The organism is Glutamicibacter sp. B1 (assembly GCF_039602135.1).
In the GTDB taxonomy this organism is placed as follows: Bacteria; Actinomycetota; Actinomycetes; order Actinomycetales; family Micrococcaceae; genus Glutamicibacter; species Glutamicibacter ectropisis.
This window is the reverse complement of record NZ_CP125942.1, coordinates 2,053,502-2,076,264: the sequence shown is the minus strand read 5'-3', so window position 1 is coordinate 2,076,264 and position 22,763 is coordinate 2,053,502. Positions and strand designations below refer to the sequence as shown.

17 protein-coding genes and 1 tRNA gene are annotated in these 22,763 nt (G+C 58.9%); 16 read left to right on the top strand and 2 right to left on the bottom strand.

All coding sequences use genetic code 11. The annotated features are described in order from the left end of the window. Window positions 1-100 precede the first annotated feature (100 nt). The 8 genes from QMQ05_RS09615 to pyk all read left to right on the top strand — a co-directional run bounded on the left by QMQ05_RS09615 (window position 101) and on the right by pyk (window position 12,700). A complete protein-coding gene (locus tag QMQ05_RS09615) occupies window positions 101-349 on the top strand; it encodes an HGxxPAAW family protein (protein ID WP_058254577.1) in 249 nt (82 codons plus the stop codon). A gap of 1 nt (window position 350) precedes the next feature. Further along, window positions 351-1,175, top strand: coding sequence for an indole-3-glycerol phosphate synthase TrpC (trpC, locus tag QMQ05_RS09610; RefSeq protein WP_334122912.1), 825 nt, complete (start codon window positions 351-353; stop codon window positions 1,173-1,175). Window positions 1,176-1,286: 111 nt separating this feature from the next. Continuing rightward, window positions 1,287-2,618: a tryptophan synthase subunit beta gene (gene trpB / locus QMQ05_RS09605; RefSeq protein WP_058254575.1), complete on the top strand. Its 1,332-nt coding sequence runs from the start codon at window positions 1,287-1,289 to the stop codon at window positions 2,616-2,618. Next, a complete protein-coding gene (gene trpA, locus QMQ05_RS09600; protein WP_345469545.1) occupies window positions 2,619-3,401 on the top strand; it encodes a tryptophan synthase subunit alpha in 783 nt (260 codons plus the stop codon). Then, window positions 3,401-4,417 (top strand): prolipoprotein diacylglyceryl transferase, encoded by a 1,017-nt coding sequence (gene lgt / locus QMQ05_RS09595; protein WP_345469543.1) that lies wholly within the window; start codon window positions 3,401-3,403, stop codon window positions 4,415-4,417. Before trpA ends, lgt begins: the two co-directional genes overlap by 1 nt. Before the next feature lie 603 nt (window positions 4,418-5,020). Beyond that, entirely contained in the window at window positions 5,021-9,640 is a 4,620-nt protein-coding gene (gene gltB, locus QMQ05_RS09590) for a glutamate synthase large subunit (RefSeq protein ID WP_434063136.1), read from the top strand. Beyond that, window positions 9,633-11,102, top strand: coding sequence for a glutamate synthase subunit beta (locus QMQ05_RS09585; protein ID WP_058254572.1), 1,470 nt, complete (start codon window positions 9,633-9,635; stop codon window positions 11,100-11,102). Before gltB ends, QMQ05_RS09585 begins: the two co-directional genes overlap by 8 nt. An 86-nt stretch (window positions 11,103-11,188) precedes the next feature. Next, window positions 11,189-12,700, top strand: coding sequence for a pyruvate kinase (pyk, locus tag QMQ05_RS09580; RefSeq protein WP_345469540.1), 1,512 nt, complete (start codon window positions 11,189-11,191; stop codon window positions 12,698-12,700). A 201-nt stretch (window positions 12,701-12,901) separates the two neighbouring features. On the opposite strand, the gene QMQ05_RS09575 is transcribed toward pyk, so the two are convergent. After that, window positions 12,902-12,983 (bottom strand) — tRNA-Leu (locus tag QMQ05_RS09575). A 188-nt stretch (window positions 12,984-13,171) separates the two neighbouring features. On the opposite strand from QMQ05_RS09575, the gene QMQ05_RS09570 reads away from it, so the two are divergent. From QMQ05_RS09570 to QMQ05_RS09555, 4 genes are all read left to right on the top strand, one after another. Continuing rightward, the gene (locus QMQ05_RS09570) at window positions 13,172-13,789 is read left to right on the top strand and encodes an ANTAR domain-containing response regulator (RefSeq protein ID WP_058254570.1); all 618 of its coding nucleotides are present in this window, start codon (window positions 13,172-13,174) and stop codon (window positions 13,787-13,789) included. 303 nt (window positions 13,790-14,092) lie between these two features. Next, on the top strand, window positions 14,093-15,325 hold the full coding sequence (locus QMQ05_RS09565; RefSeq protein ID WP_345469536.1) for an inorganic phosphate transporter: 1,233 nt from the start codon (window positions 14,093-14,095) through the stop codon (window positions 15,323-15,325). Beyond that, a complete protein-coding gene (locus tag QMQ05_RS09560; RefSeq protein ID WP_345469534.1) occupies window positions 15,322-15,570 on the top strand; it encodes a hypothetical protein in 249 nt (82 codons plus the stop codon). The genes QMQ05_RS09565 and QMQ05_RS09560 overlap by 4 nt, the downstream gene beginning before the upstream one ends. Before the next feature lie 88 nt (window positions 15,571-15,658). Continuing rightward, complete coding sequence (locus tag QMQ05_RS09555; RefSeq protein ID WP_345469532.1) at window positions 15,659-16,204, top strand: dihydrofolate reductase family protein; 546 nt, start codon at window positions 15,659-15,661, stop codon at window positions 16,202-16,204. 18 nt (window positions 16,205-16,222) lie between these two features. Here the strand turns inward: QMQ05_RS09555 and QMQ05_RS09550 are convergent, their stop codons facing one another. Further along, a complete protein-coding gene (locus QMQ05_RS09550; RefSeq protein WP_345469530.1) occupies window positions 16,223-16,708 on the bottom strand; it encodes a hotdog fold thioesterase in 486 nt (161 codons plus the stop codon). 85 nt (window positions 16,709-16,793) lie between these two features. Here QMQ05_RS09550 and polA point away from each other — a divergent pair, with 85 nt between their 5' ends. From polA to rpsA, 4 genes are all read left to right on the top strand, one after another. Next, a complete protein-coding gene (polA, locus tag QMQ05_RS09545) occupies window positions 16,794-19,406 on the top strand; it encodes a DNA polymerase I (RefSeq protein WP_345474698.1) in 2,613 nt (870 codons plus the stop codon). A 209-nt stretch (window positions 19,407-19,615) separates the two neighbouring features. Then, entirely contained in the window at window positions 19,616-20,119 is a 504-nt protein-coding gene (locus QMQ05_RS09540; RefSeq protein ID WP_345469528.1) for a GNAT family N-acetyltransferase, read from the top strand. Beyond that, entirely contained in the window at window positions 20,058-20,933 is an 876-nt protein-coding gene (locus QMQ05_RS09535) for a GNAT family N-acetyltransferase (RefSeq protein WP_345469526.1), read from the top strand. Before QMQ05_RS09540 ends, QMQ05_RS09535 begins: the two co-directional genes overlap by 62 nt. Before the next feature lie 216 nt (window positions 20,934-21,149). Then, a complete protein-coding gene (gene rpsA / locus QMQ05_RS09530) occupies window positions 21,150-22,625 on the top strand; it encodes a 30S ribosomal protein S1 (RefSeq protein ID WP_058254564.1) in 1,476 nt (491 codons plus the stop codon). Window positions 22,626-22,763: the final 138 nt, after the last annotated feature.

Below are 22,763 nucleotides of genomic sequence, written 5' to 3'. Positions count from 1 at the left end.
CTGTGACCGGGCACAGATGGCAGAATGGTCTGTGAAGACCAACGTCGCTGGCTCCGAGAAGAGCCACGGCGCATTACCAAATATGAGGAGAACGCGAGAAATGTCGCAGAACACCGAGATCGATCCGGTATACACCGAAGAGATTGGCCACGGTAACTCCATCGCAGCATGGAGCTGCGTGCTGATCATGACCCTAGGTTTCATCGTTGGTGGCATCGCTTTTGCGAACCTGGCTTGGCCCATCGTCTGGGTTGGCTGCGGCATCGTCGTTCTGGGCCTAGTCGTCGGCGCGATCTTGAAGGCAGCGGGCTTCGGCGTCGGTGGCGCACGCAGTGGAGCAGCGCACTAAATTGAGCGTTCTTGACGAGATCATTGCGGGCGTCCGGGAAGACCTGGGCGCCCGTCGCGCACTGACAAGCCTTGAGTCGATCAAGGCTGCTGCTGCTGCCAGCGCTCCGGCACGCGATGCCTTTGCAGCGTTAGGCGGCAGCGAGGACCAATCTTCGCGCGATCACACCCTGCGGGTTATCTCCGAGGTCAAGCGTAAGTCCCCATCAAAGGGCGCGCTGGCAGAGATCGCCGATCCGGCCGTGCTGGCTGCCGAATATGAGGCAGGTGGCGCCTCGGTGATTTCGGTACTGACCGAAGCCCGGCGTTTTGGTGGTTCACTCGATGACCTTGATGCGGTGCGTGCGACCGTGAATATTCCGGTGCTGCGCAAGGACTTCACCGTTGATGAGTACCAAATTTATGAGGCCCGTGCCCATGGGGCCGACCTCGTATTGCTCATTGTTGCGGCGCTGAATGACCAATTGCTGAAATCTTTCCTAGAATTAACGCATCAGCTGGGAATGAATGCCCTAGTCGAGACGCATACCGAGGAAGAAATTCAACGGGCGATCAAGGCCGGAGCAAAAATCATTGGTGTCAACGTGCGCAATCTGAAGACGCTCGACGTTGATCCTGCGACCTTTGGCAAACTTGCCCCGCTGATCCCTGCCCACGCGGTGATCGTCGCCGAATCAGGTGTTGAATCAGCCGAACAGGTCGCCCTTTACGGCAGCGCCGGCGCTGATGCCATCCTGGTGGGTGAGGCCCTGGTGAAACACGCAAATCCACGTGCCACCGTCGCCGAATTCATCACTGCTGGAACCGAAGCCAAACCGCGACGCTAATCGCCGCAAAGCTTAGGGCGCCAGAGAAAACTTTCACGTGCCCCGCAGGAGTTTCCGGCGGGGCACGAAACTTACCACGAATCAAGCTTCGTTTGAGAAAAGAGGGAATCGATGAGCACCCCGGAGAATTCCGCGCATGGCCAGTCGATCGATGCACAGTCGCTAAGGCACGCAAGTGGCCCCTATTTTGGTGCCTACGGTGGACGATGGATGCCCGAGTCCCTCATGGCCGCCATGGACGAACTGAACGAGACTTTCGAGGCCGCGAAGAACGACCCAGAGTTCATCGCGCAGGTCAAGGACCTGAACACGAACTACTCGGGACGCCCCTCGCTGCTCACCGAAGCCAAGCGTTTTTCGCAGCAGTACTGCGGCGGGGTGCGGATCTTCCTCAAGCGCGAAGATCTGAACCACACCGGTAGCCACAAGATCAACAATGTGCTCGGCCAGGCGTTGCTGGCTAAGCGCATGGGTAAGACCCGCATTATCGCCGAGACCGGTGCCGGGCAGCACGGTGTGGCTTCGGCTACCGCTGCAGCCCTGATGGGTCTGGAATGCGTGGTCTACATGGGCGCCGAGGATACCCGCCGCCAGGCACTGAACGTGGCTCGCATGCGCCTGCTGGGCGCGACCGTCATCCCGGTAACCGTGGGTTCCCAGACGCTGAAGGACGCGATCAACGAGGCCCTGCGTGACTGGGTCGCCAACGTGGAAAACACCCACTACCTGTTGGGAACTGCCGCCGGTGGGGCACCCTTCCCAGCCATGGTGCGTTACTTCCACGAGGTGATCGGCGACGAGGCCCGCGAGCAGATCCTTGCCCAGACCGGTCGCCTGCCTAACGCGGTCACCGCCTGTATTGGTGGCGGGTCGAACGCGATCGGCATCTTCCACGGTTTCCTTGACGATCCCGAGGTCGAAATCTACGGTTTTGAAGCCGGCGGCGACGGGGTAGAAACCGACCGCCACGCAGCGACCATCACCCTGGGTCGCCCGGGCGTGCTACACGGCGCCAAGTCCTATTTGATGCAGGACGAAGATGGCCAGACCATCGAATCGCACTCCATTTCAGCCGGTCTGGACTACCCAGGAGTGGGCCCGGAGCACGCGTACCTTTCGGACATTGGCCGCGTGAGCTACGAACCGGTGACCGATACCGAAGCCATGGACGCCTTCAAGGCCCTATGCCGTACCGAGGGCATTTTGCCGGCGATCGAATCCGCGCACGCCCTGGCTGGTACTATCCGCTTGGCCCAGCGCAAGATCGCCGAAGGCGCCAACCCGGAGGAGACCATCATCATCGCGAACCTTTCCGGTCGCGGCGATAAGGACGTGGGCACGGCTGCCGCCTGGTTCAACATGATCGACGAAAAAGATGCTGAAGCCGAAATCAACGCGGCGAACTCGCAGAGCTCCGGCTCGCAGAATTCCGAGGAGAAGTAGATGACCCGCGTGACTAGTGCGCAGAAGATCGCAGCCGCCCGTGCCGAGGGCCGTCCGGCGCTGATCGGCTACCTCCCAGCCGGATTCCCGGACGTGCCAACGAGCATTGAAGCTGCCGTGGCACTGGCCGAAAACGGTGCGGACATCATCGAGATCGGTATTCCGTACTCCGACCCGGTCATGGACGGTCAGGTCATCCAGGAAGCCACCGTCCAGTCGTTGGCCAACGGCTTTAAGGTGTCGCAGGTGTTTGACATCGTCCGCGGCATCACCGAGCGCACCGATGCGGCAGTCATGGTGATGACCTACTGGAACCCGGTACTTCGCATGGGCGTAGATGAATTCTCGCGCCGTTTCGCTGAAGCTGGGGGCGCCGGGCTGATCACCCCAGACCTGGTGCCTGAAGAAGCCGGCGAATGGATCGAAGCGAGCACCAAATACGATCTGGAGCGCGTCTTCTTGATCGCACCTTCCTCCGGCGAGCAGCGCGTACAGCGCACGGTTGATGCCTCCAGCGGTTTCATCTACTGTGTTTCGCTCATGGGTGTCACCGGGGCTCGCACCGAAGTATCCTCGGCGGCCCAGGCCGTGGTCGCTGCCGCGCATGCAGCCGGCGCCGAAAACGCCTGCGTTGGTTTGGGCGTCTCACGCCGCGAACACGTGGAAGAAATTGGTGCCTATGCCGACGGCGTGATCGTTGGTACCGCACTGGTCGCCGCCCTGCGTGATGGGGGAGTGCCTGCGGTAGGTCGCCTCGCCGCCGAACTGAGCGGACGCGCCTAATGCCTAGCCTTTCCCAGCTGGCCTTGGCCGTGCCTGCCTCGATCCCTTCACCGCCTACCGAGTTCTCCAAGTTCAGTATTGGACCGCTGACCATCCACGCCTATGCGCTGTGCATTCTGGCCGGAATTCTGGTTGCGCTCTGGTTAACCAATAAGCGCATGCAGGCCCGTGGCGGTAATTCGGACATGCTGTGGGATATTGCGATCTGGGCGATTCCTTTTGGCATCGTCGGCGGTCGGCTGTACCACGTGCTGATCACCGACCCGATGTACTACTTCGGTCTGGGTGGGCAGCAGGCCCACTGGGCAGAGATCCCGCAGCTCTGGCTGGGCGGATTGGGCATTATGGGTGCGGTCGCCTTAGGTTCCCTCGGGGCCTGGATTGGTGCGCGTAAGGCCGGAGTGCGGCTCTCGGCCTTTGCCGATGCCGCCGTCCCGGGACTCTTGCTGGCTCAAGCGCTGGGGCGTTGGGGTAACTGGTTCAACCAAGAACTTTTTGGGGCGCCGACCACCTTGCCCTGGGGTCTGGAAATTGACCCGAACAGCTACAACTTCCCGGCAGGACTGCCGGCGGATACGCTCTTTCACCCGACCTTCCTCTACGAATCCTTGTGGAACGTACTGGGCGCACTGGTGTTGATCGGGCTCGATCGTAAGTTCAAACTTCGTCGCGGTGCCTTGTTCTGCTGCTACATGATTTGGTACGGCATTGGTCGCACCTTCACCGAATCCCTGCGTCTGGATCCAGCGGAGATCATCAATATCGGACCCGTGGGTCTGCGGGTGCACCAGTGGTTGGCGATCGCCGTGGCCGTCGCCGGTGTGATCGCGTTGATCATCGTGCTTAAGCGAACCCGAGGCGATAGCGCCGATCCGTTCTTCCTGCCCGGGCGCCAGCCAGTTCCGGTCGCTACCGGGGAACAGGCAGTCGATGGTGAAGAAGCTGATCAGGCCTCGCACGAGCAGAAGCCGCAGAAGCCAGATACGCCAGATGGGCCAATCAAGAAAACCGAATAACGCTGCCTACCACAGGGTTCAAGACTCCGTGCAGTAAGCGCACCAGGCCGTGGCCGACAAGTATGCACACTTGTCGGCCACGTCCGTTTAACCCCGAGTTGTGGGGCAGGCGCCTGGCTTTCATGACGTGCCATCGGCGAAGTGTGGCGAAACTTGGAGAAAAATCCAAAAAATTTTCGGCTACCCAGTGAGAAGTCTGCGCAACATGCTCGAAACATTAGAGTCAGCCAAAACCGGTAGGCAAAACCGGTTTTTCAGGATTTCAGTCGCGGGCAGGGGGTGGAGAGCCTGTGATCTAGGCCCTGCTTTTAACATTCCCGAAACACAAACGGTCGCACCGAAGAAACATATTTTGCGTAACGTGTGGTGTTGGCATCGTGATGGACCACTCAACCCCTGGAGTGCGCCCTGCGATGCAGCACCACAACGAGGTGGGAAATGTTCGTCCCCGGAACCTCGATACGCAGGCACACCCCGCTTAGCACTGTCGAAAAGTTTCAGTTCGATGAAACATCTAGGCGGCCTTTCGCCCTTGCAGGACATATCCTCATAGCCCAAGGGCCTGGCGCGCCGATCCTGCATGAACCACAGAAAGGCACGCTCATGAGCATGACCGGAGTCCAAATGAACGCCTCGCCAGGTTATGGCGAGGACGTTGCCTCGCCCTACACCCGCTTCGCTGCGCTACCTAGCGCGCGGGGGCTGTATGATCCAGCGGCGGAGAAAGACGCCTGCGGTCTGGCAATGATTGCGTCCCTGAAGAATGAATCCAGCCACGAGATTGTCTTGCACGCCCTGACCGCCTTGCGCCGTCTGGAACACCGCGGTGCCATCGGCGCTGACGAAGGCACCGGCGACGGTGCAGGCATCCTGCTACACATGCCCGACGCATTCTTGCGCAGTGCCACCAACTTCCCCCTCCCAGCGGCCGGATCCTACGCCGTGGGTATGGGCTTCTTGCCCGCGCAGTCCAAAGAGCGCGACTTTGCCAAGGCAGAACTTGAGAACCTCGCCGCCGAAGAAAACCTCTCAGTCCTCGGCTGGCGCGAAGTTCCCGTCGACGCCTCGGTCCTGGGTGCTTCGGCACGCAAGGTCATGCCGTACATCACCCAATTCTTTGTCGCCGGCCCGACCGGTGCTCCGGCGTTGAGCAGCCGTGAACTCGACGCAGCAGCCTGGCGTATCCGCCGTCGCGCGCACAATAAGATGGGCGTCTACTTCGCCTCCTTCTCCGCACAGTCCATCGTCTACAAGGGCATGGTTTCCACCGCGCAGCTCGAACCGTTCTACCCAGATCTGTCCCAGGCCAGCTTCGCTAGCCGTTGCGCGATCGTGCACTCCCGCTTCTCCACTAACACCTTCCCGTCGTGGCCGCTGGCCCAGCCCTTCCGCACCATCGCCCACAACGGTGAGATCAACACGGTCAAGGGCAACCGCAACTGGATGCGCGCCCGCCAGTCCACCTTGGACTCCACGCTGCTTGGTGAAGTACCGGAAGAGCTGTTCCCGATCTGCACCGCCGGTGCTTCAGACTCGGCCAGCTTCGATGAGGTCGCCGAAATGCTCATGCTTTCCGGGCGCAACGTCACCGAAGCGATCATGATGATGATCCCGCAGCCGTGGGAAAACGACACGCAGATGGATGCGGACCTGCGCGCCTTCTACCAGTACCACTCGATGCTCATCGAACCATGGGACGGGCCGGCTGCCGTGTGCTTCACCGACGGTCAAATGGCCGGTGCGGTGCTGGACCGTAATGGTCTGCGCCCGGCACGTTGGTGGGTTACCGATGACGACCTGGTCGTGCTGGCCAGTGAAGTCGGCGTGATCGACGTCGACGAGGAGCACATTGTCTCCAAGGGCCGTGTGGCTCCGGGCAAAATGTTCGCCGTTGACCTGAACGCCGGCCGCATCGTTGAAGACAGCGAAATTAAGGCCGAAGTTGCCGCCGCAAAGCCATGGCGCGAATGGGTCTCACAGAATCTGAAGACCCTGGCCGACTTCCCAGACCTGGAGCATGTGCGCCACAACTCGGCCTCCGTGCTGCTGCGTCAGCTGACCTTCGGCTACACCACCGAAGAGCTGCGCATCCTGCTGGCGCCGATGGCTTCCACCGGTGCCGAGCCCCTGGCAGCCATGGGTACCGATACCCCGATCGCCGCCTTGGCCGATCGTGCACGCCTGCTCTTTGACTACTTCACCCAGTCCTTCGCCCAGGTCACCAATCCACCCTTGGATGCCATCCGCGAAGAGCTGGTCACCTCGATGCGCACCACCATTGGCCCGGACGGTAACCTGCTGAGCCTGGATAAGGTGCCACAGTCGCAGATCGCACTGGATTACCCGGTGCTGACCAATGACCAGCTGGCCAAGATCGTGAACCTGCGCGATGCTGCCGGATCAAAGCTTTCGCTGAAGGTCCGTGGGCTGTATCGTCCGGCCGGTGGCGAATCCGAGCTGCGCGCCCGCCTGCAAGAAATTTGTGAGAAGGTCTCCGCTGCAGTGAACCGTGGGGTGCGCTACATTGTGCTCTCCGATCGTGATTCTTCGGCAGCCTGGGCTCCGATCCCTTCCTTGTTGCTGACTTCCGCGGTGCACCACCACCTGCTCAAGAGCTCGAACCGCACCCGTGCTTCGCTGATCATCGAGTCCGGTGACGCCCGCGAAGTGCACCACATCGCGCTGCTCATCGGCTACGGCGCTGCCGCCATCAACCCGTACCTGGCGTTGGAATCGGTGGAGCAGATGGCTGAAGAGGGCGAACTGCCCGGCATCGATGGTGCCACCGCCAACTCGAACCTGATCAAGGCCCTGGGCAAGGGCGTACTGAAGATCATGTCCAAAATGGGCATCTCCACGGTCTCCAGCTACTGCGGTGCGCAGACCTTTGAAGCGGTCGGCCTGTCTCAGCGCGTGGTCGATCAGTACTTCACCGGGACCACCACCAAGCTCTCCGGGATCGAACTTGACGTGGTGGCGGCCGAAGCTGCTGCCCGTCACGCCCGCGCCTACCCAGAGATCGACGGCTCCTCGCAAGCCAACGAGCTCGAAGTCGGCGGCGAGTACCAGTGGCGCCGCGAAGGCCCTCCGCACCTCTTTGACCCACAGACCGTCTTCCGCCTGCAGCACTCCACCCGCACCCGTCGCTACGACGTGTTCAAGGAGTACACCAAGGCAGTGGACGATCAGGCCGCTGAACTCAAGACCCTGCGTGGCCTGCTGAAGTTCAAGACCGAAGGCATCACCCCGATCGACATCGATGAGGTTGAGCCGGTGTCCGAGATCGTCAAGCGCTTCGCCACCGGTGCTATGAGCTACGGTTCGATCTCCGCCGAGGCCCATGAGACCCTGGCGATCGCCATGAACCGGCTGGGCGGTAAGTCCAACACCGGTGAAGGTGGCGAGGATCCAGAGCGCCTGCTGGACCCCGAGCGTCGCAGTGCGGTCAAGCAGATCGCCTCGGGCCGTTTTGGTGTGACCAGCTTGTACCTGTCCAACGCCGAGGACATCCAGATCAAGATGGCTCAGGGTGCAAAGCCCGGCGAGGGCGGCCAGCTGATGAGCCAGAAGCTCTACCCCTGGATCGCGAAAACCCGCCACTCCACCCCGGGCGTTGGGCTAATTTCCCCGCCACCACACCACGATATTTACTCGATCGAGGACTTGGCTCAGCTGATTCACGACGCCAAGTGCTCCAATCCATCGGCCCGTGTGCACGTGAAGCTGGTTTCGGAGTCCGGAATTGGTACCGTGGCCGCCGGTGTGGCCAAGGCCAAGGCCGATGTGGTCCTGATTTCAGGGCACGACGGTGGTACCGGTGCTTCGCCGATGAACTCGCTGAAGCATGCCGGCACCCCGTGGGAACTCGGTCTGGCCGAGGCACAGCAGACGCTGATCCTCAATGGTTTGCGTGACCGCGTGACCGTGCAGGTCGACGGCCAGCTCAAGACCGGCCGCGACGTTTTGATCGGCGCCCTGCTGGGTGCCGAAGAATTCGGTTTCGCGACCGCACCGCTGGTGGTTTCTGGCTGCATCATGATGCGCGTGTGCCACCTGGACACCTGCCCGGTGGGTGTGGCCACGCAGAACCCAGTCCTGCGTGAACGCTTCAGCGGCAAGGCCGAGTTTGTGGTGAACTTCTTCGAGTTCATCGCCGAAGAAGTCCGTGAGTTGCTCGCCTCCCTGGGTGCTCGCACGCTGGATGAAGTGATCGGCCGCGTCGAACTGCTGGACACCGATACCGAACAGCTCGGCGCCCATCAGAAGGTGACGGGCTTGGCTCTTGCTGCGATCACCCATGAGCCAGCGGTGGAAGTTGCCGCGCGTCGACGCCGGATCTCGCAGGATCACGGTTTGGAGTCCCACCTGGATCAGCGCTTGCTGGCCGCGGCAGCTCCCGCCTTGTCCGATCGCATCGGCGTGAGCATCGACGCGCCAATTGTGAACACCGACCGTTCGGTGGGCACGCTGCTGGGCCACCACGTCACCAAGACCTTCGGGCTGGAGACCCTGGATGAAGACACCATCACGGTGAACCTTTCCGGGCGTGCCGGTCAGTCGCTCGGTGCCTTCCTGCCAGCTGGTGTAACCCTGTCGCTGGATGGCGACGCCAACGACTATGTCGGCAAGGGCCTGTCTGGCGGCAAGATCGTCATCCATCCTCCGACCAGCACCCTGTCTGCGCCGGAAGAGCAAGTGATCGCCGGCAACGTGGTGGGCTATGGCGCCACCAGCGGTTCGATGTTCATCAACGGTATGGTCGGCGAACGCTTCGCTGTGCGTAACTCCGGGGCGACCATCATCACCGAAGGCATCGGCGAACACGGTTGTGAATACATGACCGGCGGTGAGGTACTCATCTTGGGTCAGACCGGACGCAACTTCGGCGCCGGGTTCTCCGGTGGTGTCGCCTGGGTGCTGGACTTCGATGAAGCCAAGCTCAACCCATTGGCGGCCAGCCAGGGCGACCTGTTGATCACCGAGATCACCGATGAGGAAGCCGAACGCATCCACGCACTGCTCACCGAGCACATTGCACAGACCGCCTCGCCTCTGGCACAGCGCCTGGTGCTGAATTGGGAAGAGACCCGCAGCCGCATCACCAGCATTACCCCACGCGACTTCGCTGCCGTGCAGCAGGTCCGCAGTGATGCACAAGCCAACGGTGAAAACCCTGATTCGCCACAGGTATGGAACAAAATTTTGGAGGTGACCCGTGGCTGATCCACGCGGATTCCTGAAGGTGACCGAACGCGTCACCCAACCCAAGCGCCCAGTACCGGTGCGCCTGATGGACTATAAAGAAGTTGTCGAACGCCAGAAGAACGGCACCCTACAACAGCAGGCTTCACGCTGCATGGACTGCGGTATTCCGTTCTGCCATCAGGGCTGCCCCTTGGGCAACCTGATTCCCGAGTTCAACGATCTGACCTACAAGGGTCGGATGGACGATGCGGCTGCTCGGTTGCTGTCCACCAACAACTTCCCGGAGCTGACCGGCAAACTCTGCCCGGCACCCTGCGAGTCATCCTGCGTGTTGGGTATCAATCAGCCTGCGGTCACCATCAAGCAGGTGGAAGCCGAATTGGCTGGGCACCTGATGGATGCCGGTGACTTTGTCCCACAGCCACCAGCACGTCACACCGAACACCGTGTGGCGATCGTCGGTTCGGGCCCAGCAGGGTTGGCAGCCGCCCAGCAACTGACGCGCGCCGGTCACACCGTGGCCGTGTACGAACGTGATGAGGCTATTGGTGGTCTGCTGCGCTTCGGAATTCCAGATTTCAAATTGGAAAAGCAGATTATCGATCGTCGCCTGACCCAGATGCGTGAGGAAGGCACGATCTTCCGCACCGGCATCGAGATCGGTAAGGACATCACCTGGAAGCAGTTGCAGCGTGACTACGACGCAGTGATTGTTGCCACCGGTGCCACCGTGCCGCGTGAACTTCCGGTCCCCGGAAACAAGCTTGATGGCGTACACCACGCTATGGAGTTCCTCACTGAAAACAACCGTGTTGTCGCTGGTAGCAAGGCAACGCGCACCATCGATGCCAAGGGCAAGCATGTGGTGATTCTTGGTGGTGGCGATACCGGGTCGGACTGCATCGGTACCGCGCTACGACAGGGCGCAGCGAGCGTCACGACGCTGGCGATCGGCAAACAGCCGGGCACCGAACGTAGCGAAAACCACCCGTGGCCGATGATGCCTGTGCTCTTTGAAGTGCAGTCCTCGCACGAAGAAGGCGGCGAACGCACCTACCTTGCCTCGACTGTGAACTTTGTCAACGGTGAGGGAACTGAGCAGAACAAGGTGATCGGTGTTACAGTTGCAGAGACAGAATTTGTTGCTGGCAAGCGCCTCCCGAAGCCTGGAACCGAACGCGTCATCACTGCGGATTTGGTTTTGCTTGCCCTCGGGTTCACCGGGCCTGAAATTTCAGGACTGGACGAACAAGTCAGTATCGAATTCGACAACCGGGGCAACGTCGCCCGAGATGGCTACTACATGACAAACACCGAATCGGTATTCGTCGCCGGAGACGCCGGTCGGGGACAGTCGCTGATCGTGTGGGCTATCGCAGAAGGTCGCGCTTGCGCTGCCTCGGTCGATAAGTTCCTCATGGGCTCGACGACCCTACCTGCACCGGTAGCTCCAACCGATAGGGCCATCAGCATCATTTGAGTGTCATAGGCTTGAATGCGGCGCATCCGATTTCTGGGTGGGCCGCATTTTGCCTATGTGAACATGAAAGGCATTTGGCTGACGGAATGAGACGCGCAAAGATTGTGGCAACCTGGGGTCCAGCCCTGGCGAGCTATGAAAACACTGTAGCGGTACTAAAGGCGGGCGTAGACGTAGCCCGTTTAAACATGAGCCATGGAGACCACTCCATGCACGCACAATCCCTGGCGAATGTGCGTAACGCGGCAGCAGAGATCGGCCGTGCGGTAGGTATTTTCGCCGACCTGCAGGGACCAAAGATCCGTTTGGGTCGCTTCAAGGACAACGCGAAGTACATCCTGGAAGCCGGCGAAGAGTTCACCATCACCATTGATGACGTGGAAGGCACTCGTAATCTGTGCTCGACCACTTTCAAGGGCCTGCCTAACGATGTGAAGCCAGGGGATTTCCTGCTGGTCAACGACGGCAAGGTCAAGCTCAAGGCTGTTTCGGTTGACGCTACCTCGGTGCACTCCGAGGTCGTCGTCGGCGGCGAAGTGTCCAACAACAAGGGCATCAACCTGCCAGGCGTTGCTGTGAACGTTCCGGCATTGAGCGAGAAGGATGAGGACGATCTGCGCTGGGCCCTGCGCGCCGGCATCGACATGGTCGCCCTGTCCTTCGTGCGTAACGCCGAAGATATTTCGCGCGTGCACGAAATCATGGATGAAGAAGGTCGCCGCGTACCGGTGATCGCCAAGATTGAGAAGCCACAGGCCGTGGCTGCTCTAGAAGAGATCGTCAACGCGTTCGACGCCATCATGGTGGCCCGTGGTGACCTTGGTGTGGAACTGCCACTGGAAGAAGTTCCAGTGGTGCAGAAGCGCGCCGTTGAGTTGGCTCGCCGCTGGGCTAAGCCAGTGATTGTTGCCACCCAGGTGCTCGAATCGATGATCGAGTCGCCAACCCCAACCCGTGCTGAAGCCTCGGACTGCGCTAACGCGGTGCTTGATGGTGCCGACGCGGTCATGCTTTCGGGGGAGACCTCCGTCGGTGCCTACCCAGTAGAAACCGTGGAAACCATGTCCCGGATCATTGCTTCGACCGAAGAGCATGGTCTGGATCGCATCCCTCGTCTGGGCTCGAAGCCTAAGACCCGTGGTGGCGCGATCACCCGTGCTGCGGTGGAGATCGCCGATCAGCTCGACGCGAAGTACATTGTGGCTTTCACCCAGTCCGGTGACTCGGCACGACGTTTGTCGCGACTGCGTCCGAAGAAGCCAGTGCTCGCGTTCACCCCGCTGCAGCAGACCTACAACATCATGACGCTGATGTGGGGCATCCAGGCTCGCTTGGTCGCCTACGCTGATCACACCGATAAGATGACCGCCCAGGTGGACGAGGCTTTGCTCTCCGAAGGCTTGGCTGACATCAACGACCTGGTCTGCATCGCGGCTGGTTCCCCTCCAGGCCAGGCTGGCTCCACCAACTCGCTGCGCGTGCACAAGATCGGCGATCTGGCCGACGCAGGTCAGCTGGTTGACGGTAAGCCAATGCCAGCTCGCGAGAAGGTTGGCCCTTGGGCACCGGAGAATGTTTCAACTCCAAAGTCCCTCTAGTACCTCCCGCTAGGGGTCAGTTTTTACGCTGATGCCTTAAAAGTTCCGCTGTTTGAGACCGCTGGGTTTCAGGCAGCGGAACTTTTTTGCGCTTAAGGCCCCAAAATCTCTTGGTGTGGACTCGCTCACACTTGGGCTAAAAATGGGCAGAAAAAAACCGTCGGACCAGAGAATTTCTCTGGTCCAACGGTTACTTTGTTGTGCCCAAGGTGGGACTCGAACCCACACATCTTTCGATACCGCATTTTGAGTGCGGCGCGTCTACCGATTCCGCCACTTGGGCTGGCACTTTGACTACTTTACTAGAGGTTTTCCAGATTTCCTAATCGGGATCCTCGCGTCTTCGCCTGAACCAGAGTACATGCAAGTAGGCTTAGATGTGAAACCGAGGCAATGTGGCTTCGCTATCGGAAACCATCTATCCGCTGTCCAGCGCACGGACAGGATTTTTGACCATAGAGGAAGGCGCCAATGAGCGAACTACCCGAAATCACCCGAATCCCCTCCGAGGTGCAGTCCACCCCGCGTCGTGTTCTCGTTGCTGAGGATGAAACTCTGATCCGCCTGGATATCGTCGAAATCCTGCGATCCGAAGGCTACGAAGTGGTTGCCGAGGCCGACAATGGCCAGGCTGCCCTGGAGAAGGCCCGCGAACTTAAGCCCGATCTGGTGCTCATGGACGTCAAGATGCCGGTCATGGACGGGATTACCGCCGCTGAGGCCATCGTCAAAGAGAAGATCGCCCCGGTCGTCCTATTGACCGCGTTCAGCCAGAAGGAACTGGTGGAGCGTGCCCGTGAAGCCGGAGCGATGGCCTACGTGGTCAAGCCGTTCACCCCGGCCGACCTGACTCCAGCCATTGAGATCGCCATTTCGCGCAATGACGAGCTGCGTGCCCTGGAAGAAGAAGTTAGCAACCTGGCCGAGCAGTTTGAAACCCGTAAGCTGGTGGACCGCGCCAAGAGCCTGCTGATTACCAAGATGGGCCTGACCGAGCCGGAAGCCTTCCGCTGGATCCAGAAGACCTCGATGGATCGCCGCCTGAGCATGCGCCAGGTTGCTGAAACCGTGGTCGAGCAGGTCAAGTAAGAACCTTGGGCTCATGTGCCTTCAATGAAGATGTGCGTTAAGACACTTTATGTTTTGACGCACATTTTTCATGTCACCGCAGTGCGGTGACCCGGGCAGAGAGCCTATCGCGTGCTGAACGCTCAAAGTTAATCTGAACGTAGCCTGTTGTTGGTTGACAGTCGAGATTGACGAACTGCTCAGTGCGCCTAAGATTGAAACTGCGCTTGGAACCAAGTCCTGCACAACATTGTCGATGGCGGGGAACTTATTCGAAGCCAGCAAATTTCCCCCTTGCCGTTCGACCTTTCAGGCTGGTACTACATGGATTTGACGCTGATCGTCGTCCTAGTCATTGCCTTGGCGTTGTTCTTCGACTTCACCAACGGATTTCATGACACGGCCAATGCGATGGCCACCCCGATCGCAACCGGTGCAATCTCCCCTAAGAAGGCAGTTGCCCTCGCCGCAATATTGAACCTTGTCGGCGCATTTCTCTCCACCGAAGTGGCAAAGACCATCTCTGGCGGCATCATCAACGAAGACCCAACCACTGGCGTTGCCATTGGGCCCGCCATGATCTTCGCTGGCCTGATGGGCGCAGTGATTTGGAACCTTCTCACCTGGCTCCTAGGCCTACCATCAAGCTCCTCCCACGCGCTCTTCGGCGGACTGGTTGGCGCGGCAATTGTTGGTGCAGGCTTTGCCTCCGTGAACTACGGCGTTTTGATCTCTAAGGTCCTGCTGCCGGCGGTGTGTGCACCGGTGATCGCTGGTGTCTCCGCCTACCTGTGCACCAAACTGGCCTACGCCATCACCAAACGCCAAAGCGGCGTTTCGCCTAAGCGTGGCGGTTTCCGCTACGGTCAGATTTTCTCCTCCTCGCTGGTTGCGCTGTCGCACGGTACCAACGATGCGCAGAAGACCATGGGCATCATCACCCTGACCCTCGTTGCTTCGGGTCTGCAAGACTCCGATTCGGGCGTGCACTTGTGGGTTGTTGCCGCCTGTGCTTTTGCTATCGCTTTGGGTACCTACACCGGTGGTTGGCGCATTATCCAGACCATGGGCTCGGGCCTCACCGACGTGAAGCCGGCACAGGGTTTCGCGGCAGAAGTCTCCACCGCTTCGGCAATCTTGGCCTCATCGCACCTAGGGTTTGCGCTGTCGACCACGCAGGTGGCCTCGGGATCAGTCATTGGTTCCGGATTGGGCCGCAAGGGTGGCGAAGTGCGTTGGGGCACTGCCGGGCGTATCGCGCTTGGTTGGTTGTTCACCCTGCCAGCTGCAGCGGTCGTCGGCGGAATAGCTGCCTGGATCACCCATCTGGGCACCGTAGGCGTCGTGATTGTTGCGATCTTGGGTCTGGCAGCAATGCTGGTCATCTGGTTTGTCTCGCGTAAGCAGCCGCATGGGGCCGAAACGACGATGTCTGACATTGATAATTCGGGTGCTGCGGTAAATATTTTGACCAAGAAGCAGCGTCGAGCCAAGGCTAAAGCCGATGCACAGCAGGCAAAACTTGCCGCGGCCCAGAAGGAAGCTGATAACTCATGATCGACTGGTCCGCCTTTGGGATCGTTGCCGTGGTCACGTGGATTTCGGCAATGCTGATCGTCACCGCTTATTCCTTCGGAGTGCGTCTGCTGGCCGTAGCCAAGGACGATGCAAAGAGCACTGGCTTGAGCAAAGCCGGGGCATACTTCTGCTTTGCTGTGGCCGGGTTGATCGTAGCCTTCGGCGTGGTACTGATCGTTCCTCAGCTCAGCGAGGCACTGCTAGGGTTCTCCTCGAGCCACTAGCGAAGAACTGACCGGACGATCAACTCGTATCTGGCTGGTAGAAACAACTAAATATTGCCTTCAACTCAGGCACCCCTAGACTAGAGCCATGACAAGCTTCAAGTACTATGTGGGTGCCTCAGTTGATGGTTTTATCGCTGATGGTGCTAAAGACGCTCATTGGTTCACCACGGTGGCCAAGAAGTCCGGGGTGAAAGAGCACTTTGACCGGTTCTTCGACACCGTTGGTGCGGTGGTCATTGGTGGGAAAACCTATGCCGACATTGCGCGCGAAGTCGCCGAAGGGCGAATGAAGTGGATGTTTGGCGACAAGCCCGTCTGGGTCTTTACCCACCACGAACTGCCCACCATTGAGGAGACCGACCTGACCTTTATCCGCGGAGAAATCGGTTTCTGGAGCCAGGACATCGCGCGCAGCGCGGGGGAAGGCGATGTGTGGATCGTCGGCGGTGCTGATCTAGCGGGAGGATTCGTGCAGGCGAAGATGCTCGATGAGTTGCTCGTGGTGACCGTTCCGGTGGTACTTGGGGGAGGAACCAGCATTTTTGGGCGCGGCATTAGCACCCCACTGTCCGCTGTGGACGTTCGTGATTTGGGGGATGACACCTTCGTCACCCGGTACTCGGTCGGCTAGGAGCTGATCGTTCGCTTATTATTCGCGCACGGGTAGTAGCATGTTGGTGATCCGTGCCGTGGCCAAGCGCTGATCGGCGTCGTTGGTGATGATGATTTCGTGGCAGGTGCTGCGTGTGCCCAAATGGATCGGCGTACAGACGCCGGTGACTAGGCCTGAACGCCCAGCCTTGTGATGGGTGATGTTCAGATCCACGCCCACTGGCTGGGCGGTGCCGGCCGCGTGCAGTGCGGCAGCCATGGAGCCAAGCGTTTCAGCTAACGCAGCCGAAGCCCCGCCATGCAGGATCCCGTATACCTGAGTGTTGCCGGCAACCGGCATGGTGGCCACCAACTGTTGTGCGCTGAACTGCGTAAAGACGATCTGCAGTTTCTCGACAAGCTCGCCGACACCGTTTTGGGTCAGATAAGGCCAGACCGACTGCGGAATGCCATGCCGGGTTAGCTGCTCGGCAAAGGGATGTGCCGAAGATTGCGTGGGTTGAGTAGTGAAATTGTCGTTCATGGCAACTAGGCTTTCAGGTGTGAGCGAAACTACCAAACCGACACCCGCGTCGGACAAGAGACTGCTGATTATTGACGGACATTCCATGGCGTTCCGCGCTTTTTATGCGTTGCCTGCGGAAAACTTCGCAACTAGCACCGGGCAACACACCAACGCTGTCCATGGTTTTGTGTCGATGCTGCTGACGATGATCCGACAGCAGAAGCCCACGCACGTGGCCGTGGCCTTCGACCTAGACACCCCAACCTTCCGCTCGTTGGAGTACACCGAATACAAGGGTGGTCGAAACAAGACCCCGGAAGAGTTTTACGGCCAGATCGACCTCATCCAAGAAGTGATGAAGGCGATGAACATTCCGGCCATCACCTTGGAGAGCTTCGAGGCCGACGACATCCTTGCCACGCTAGCGACCAAGGGTGAAGAAGCCGGCTTTGATGTGCTGGTGGTCTCGGGAGACCGCGATGCCTTCCAGCTGATCACCGAGAAGACCTTGGTGTTGTACCCCAAGAAGGGTATCAGCGACATTCCACCGATGGACGCGGCAGCGGTAGAAGCGAAATATTTTGTACCCCCAGAACGCTACTCGGACCTGGCAGCACTGGTTGGTGAAACCGCGGATAACTTGCCAGGTGTCCCGGGCGTTGGTCCAAAGACCGCTGCTAAATGGCTCAATCTTTATGGTGACCTTGCCGGCGTTCTTGAAAACATTGACGCCATCAAGGGCAAGGTCGGCGATTCGCTGCGTGAGCACGTGGACAATGTGACGCGTAACCGTCGGCTGAACCAACTTAAGCACGATCTTGAGTTGCCGGTAACCCTGGAGGAGATGGAACTTCAGGCACCAAACCGCGAAGAAATTGAGAACTTGTTCGACGCGCTGGAGTTTAATACCCTGCGCAAGAGGCTGTTCGACCTTTTTGCTGCCCAGGAAGAAGAAGTGGCACCAGAAGTGGCTGCCTTCACTCGCGTGGTGACCGACAACGCCGAAGCGCTACGCGGATTCATGGAGTCCGGTCAGGGTGCTGCGATCGCGTTGCAACCAGCAGTGGTGGATTCCGAAGCAGTAGGCCTGGCGCTCTACCGTGGCAGCGAGGCGGCGTGGCTGGACCTTGCTGAACTAGATGAAGAAACTCAAAGTGTGCTGGCGCAGTTCTTGGCTGATGAGCAGGCGCCAAAGATTTTCCACGATGCCAAGGCTGCCATGCACTTGCTGATCGAACGCGGGTTCACAGTAGCTGGTATTAAGGACGATACGCTGATTAGCGCCTACCTGATTCAGCCGGATCGGCGAAGTCACGATCTGGTGGACGTGGTGCAATATCACCTGAAGTATGCGGTGCCGGTGCATCAGGCGAAGAAGGGCGAGTTGGATCTGGGGTTGACCTCGGATCTTGCAGAACCCACTTTGGCGCAGGCACAAGCCATCCACGATCTGTCCGCGTATCTCGCCACGAAGTTGGTTGAGAAGCACGCCGATGAATTGGCGGCGACTATGGAACTGCCACTGATTCCGGTGCTTTTCGAAATGGAACGGGCCGGCGTGGCCGTGGATGTAGATCGACTCCACGAGTTGCGTGCCCACTTCACCACCCAGGTGGATCAGGCGACCAATGCTGCGTTTGCTGCGATCGGCCACGAAGTTAATCTTTCCAGCCCGAAGCAGCTGCAGGTCGTCCTGTTTGAGGAACTGGATTTGCCGCGCACCAAGAAGATCAAGACTGGTTTCACCACCGACGCTGAGTCTTTGCAGGATCTGCTGGTTAAGACCGGGCATCCGTTCCTGGTGGCTTTGATGGCGTACCGTGATGCGATTAAGCTGCGTCAAACCGTGGATGGGTTGCTCAAAGCGACGCATTCTGACGGGCGAATTCACACCACTTACGCGCAGACCGTGGCGGCGACCGGCCGACTTTCGAGCCTGAACCCGAACCTGCAGAACATTCCGGTCCGTTCCGAAGAGGGCCGACGAATCCGCGACGTATTTATGGTGGGCGAGGGCTATGAAACCCTGCTGACCGTGGACTACTCGCAGATTGAAATGCGCATCATGGCGCATCTTTCCGAAGATGAGGGGCTCATTGAGGCCTACCAAAATGGCGAAGACTTGCACCGCTATGTTGGTTCGCGCGTGTTCAACGTGGCGCCGGAGGAAGTCACCTCGGAAATGCGTTCCAAGGTCAAGGCGATGAGCTACGGCTTGGCCTATGGTCTGAGCAGCTTTGGTCTGTCCAAGCAGCTGAAGATCGGTGTGGATGAGGCTCGCAAGCTGATGAAGGATTACTTCGACCGCTTCGGCGCGGTGCGCACCTATCTTCGTTCCGTGGTCGATCAGGCGCGTAAGGACGGCTACACCGAGACGATCTTTGGTCGTCGTCGCTACCTGCCGGAACTAAACAGCTCCGATCGTCGTCTGCGTGATATTGCCGAACGGGCTGCGTTGAACGCACCAATTCAGGGATCGGCGGCGGACCTGGTGAAGGTTGCCATGCTCAAGATCGCCGAAGGCCTTGAAGCCGGGGAATACAAATCTCGGATGCTCTTGCAGGTCCATGACGAATTGATTCTGGAAATTGCCGCTGGTGAGCTGGATGCGGTGCAGGAATTGGTGACTCGCGAAATGGGGCAAGCCGCCGACCTGCTCGTGCCATTGGATGTCCAGCCGGGAATCGGCCGGACCTGGCACGAGGCGGCCCACTAGGCTGGTGGCTCAATAAGTCAGTTAGTGACTAGGTGCTGCCGGGATCGGACCTCTAAGCGTTCGCTCCCGGCAGCATTGTTGTATCTGTAGGTCTTGCTCACTGGGCGACAAGCACCTATACACAAAAATGGGTGCGCAGTTATGCTGAGCAGATTAGGTTGTGCCCATGAGGTTGAACCCATGAGGATGAACAATACGGGGAGAGCGTAGTGAAACACCACGAAACGGGTGCGTTGCACACCGTTACCTACAATGCTGCCGAACTGCATGGAGCGGATCGGGAACTGATTGGTCAGTTTCAGCAGGCGACGACCGTCGGTTTTTACGAAGAGCAACCTGATAAAGACTGCAGGACGACCTACGCGCAGCTGATGGTGGCACAGCAGCTTCGCTTTTCGATGGTCTTCGATCAGCAGGTTGAAACATTCTCTCGTCATGCCACAGCGCCGGTGCTGACCTATGGTTCATTCCCCGGAAACCTCAATGCTGGGGGAGTCCGCCCGGTTCCGGTGCATAAGATTACTGCAGTGACCGTTAGCCCGACACATCGTCGGCGTGGCCTTTTGACCCAGCAAATCACTGGCGATCTACACTTCGCGCAAAGCCAAGGGTTTGCCCTGGCGGCATTGGGCGCATCGGAAGCAAGTATTTATGGCCGGTTCGGGTTCGAACCTGCCACATACCAGACGCGCCTTAAAACTCAAGTGCCGTAACGGGTTGAAGTTGTTGGTTGAGCTTCCGGGATCGATCCTCGATATTGATCCTGAAAAATTTGAGACACAATTTGAGCAGCTGATGGTTTCTGCTTTTGAACACACCTTCGGTTCTGTGGATGGCACAGCGCACGACAAAGGGGTCGCGCTAGGGCGATGGGAGGGATGGGACACCCTGAGCAAGGCCAAGAACATGCGTCATGCCGCCTACTACGACGAAGCAGGAACCTTAGGTGGCTTCGTTACCTATAAATTTGGTGGGTGGGACGAACCGGAATCAAAAATGGTCGTGCATAAACTGGTAGCCACCAGTGATGTGGCACGGCTGAAGCTACTAGAATACGTTGCTAGCCACGATCTGATTCACGAGGTCCATGGGCAGGGCTCAGTCGATGATCCGTTGCGGCAGGTGCTCGCAGACGTGCGAGATTACCAGGTGCGTTCAGTTGACGACGTATTGTGGCTCCGCGTCCTGGACGTGATCGCTGCCTTTGAAGCTCGCGGTTATCACCACGATGGTCGATTAGCGGTCACGGTGCAGGATCGATTGGGGTTGGTGAGCGGCACCTATGTGTTTGAGGTGGTGCACGGGTCGGCCTCGGTGAGGAAAGTTGCTGAAGGGTCAGTACAGCTCGACGGGGTCGGGCAAGTATCGATGGGCGAACGCGAACTGGCTGGATTGTATTTGGGAACGACCACTTTGCAACAGCTTCTTGATATTGGACGTGCCCGGCGAGTTTCTGAAGCTACACTGTGTACCAACGTGGATTTATTTGACGTACGGCGTGCTGGATTCACCGCCCACGCCTTCTAAATAACCTGTCCGTGAACCCGATGTTATGACGAAGTTCACAAAATGCTGACGTGGATGTTAGTGGGTTACGCTTTGACCCGCACTCTGGTATACGCGTAGACTTGTTCAGTGTGCCATCGCACTAGTTGTGGCCGCAAACAAGTTATACCCGCTCGAAATTCCGGGACTTCCGGGGTTTCGACTGACCAAATCTATCCACATCGGAGTCCCTACTACATGACCATCACCTCGAACGAGAACAACAGCGCACCAGTCGTCGCAATCAACGACATTGGATCTGCTGAGGACTTCTTGGCCGCAGTCGATGCCACCATCAAGTACTTCAACGATGGTGACCTCGTCGAAGGCACCGTCGTCAAGGTTGACCACGACGAAGTTCTGCTCGACATCGGTTACAAGACCGAAGGTGTCATCCCTTCCCGCGAGCTTTCCATCAAGCACGACGTTGACCCAGGTGAAGTTGTCACCGTTGGCGACAGCGTTGAAGCCTTGGTTCTGACCAAGGAAGACAAGGAAGGCCGCCTGATCCTGTCCAAGAAGCGTGCTCAGTACGAGCGTGCTTGGGGCGACATCGAAAAGATCAAGGAAGAGGACGGCGTCGTTACCGGTACCGTCATCGAGGTTGTCAAGGGTGGCCTCATCCTGGACATCGGCCTGCGTGGCTTCCTGCCAGCATCGCTCGTCGAGATGCGCCGTGTGCGCGACCTGGCACCATACATCGGCCAGGAAATCGAAGCCAAGATCATCGAGCTGGACAAGAACCGCAACAACGTTGTGCTTTCCCGCCGTGCATGGCTCGAGCAGACCCAGTCCGAGGTTCGCTCGACCTTCCTCAACAAGCTGGAAAAGGGCCAGGTTCGTCCGGGCGTTGTTTCCTCCATCGTCAACTTCGGTGCATTCGTGGACCTGGGCGGCGTAGACGGCCTGGTACACGTTTCCGAGTTGTCCTGGAAGCACATCGACCACCCATCAGAGGTTGTCGAAGTTGGCCAGGAAGTAACCGTAGAGGTTCTCGAAGTCGATCTGGACCGCGAGCGCGTTTCCCTGTCGCTGAAGGCTACCCAGGAAGATCCATGGCAGACCTTCGCCCGCACCCACGCACTGGGTCAGGTTGTACCGGGCAAGGTTACCAAGCTGGTTCCATTCGGTGCGTTCGTTCGCGTCGAAGACGGCATCGAAGGCCTGGTTCACATCTCCGAGCTTGCAGTTCGCCACGTTGAACTGGCTGAGCAGGTTGTCTCCGTTGGTGACGAACTGTTCGTCAAGGTTATCGACATCGACCTGGAGCGCCGCCGCATCTCGCTGTCGCTCAAGCAGGCTAACGAAGGTGTTGACCCAGAGGGCACCGAGTTCGACCCAGCACTCTACGGCATGGCTGCAGAGTACGACGAGGCCGGCAACTACAAGTACCCAGAGGGCTTCGACCCAGAGTCGAACGAATGGCTCGAAGGCTTCGACACCCAGCGCGCTGCATGGGAAGCACAGTACGCTGCTGCTCAGGAGCGTTGGGAAGCACACAAGAAGCAGGTTGCTGCCGCAATCGTAGCCGACGCAGAAGCAGAGCCTGCTGCTGCAGGTAGCTCCGAGCCAGCTCCAGCTTCGTACTCCTCGGAGGCTCCAGCCACCGATGCAGGTACCCTGGCTTCCGACGAAGCTCTTGCTGCACTGCGCGAGAAGCTGACCGGCAACTAATTTCAGCTTCTGCCTCGTGCAGGAAACGTAATTAGCTTTAGCTGATACGCAAAAGTCCAACCCGAAAGGGTTGGACTTTTGTTTTTAACCCACTGAGAATGAGCAGTATGAATGCGCACATCGCGGGCTTAGCTTACA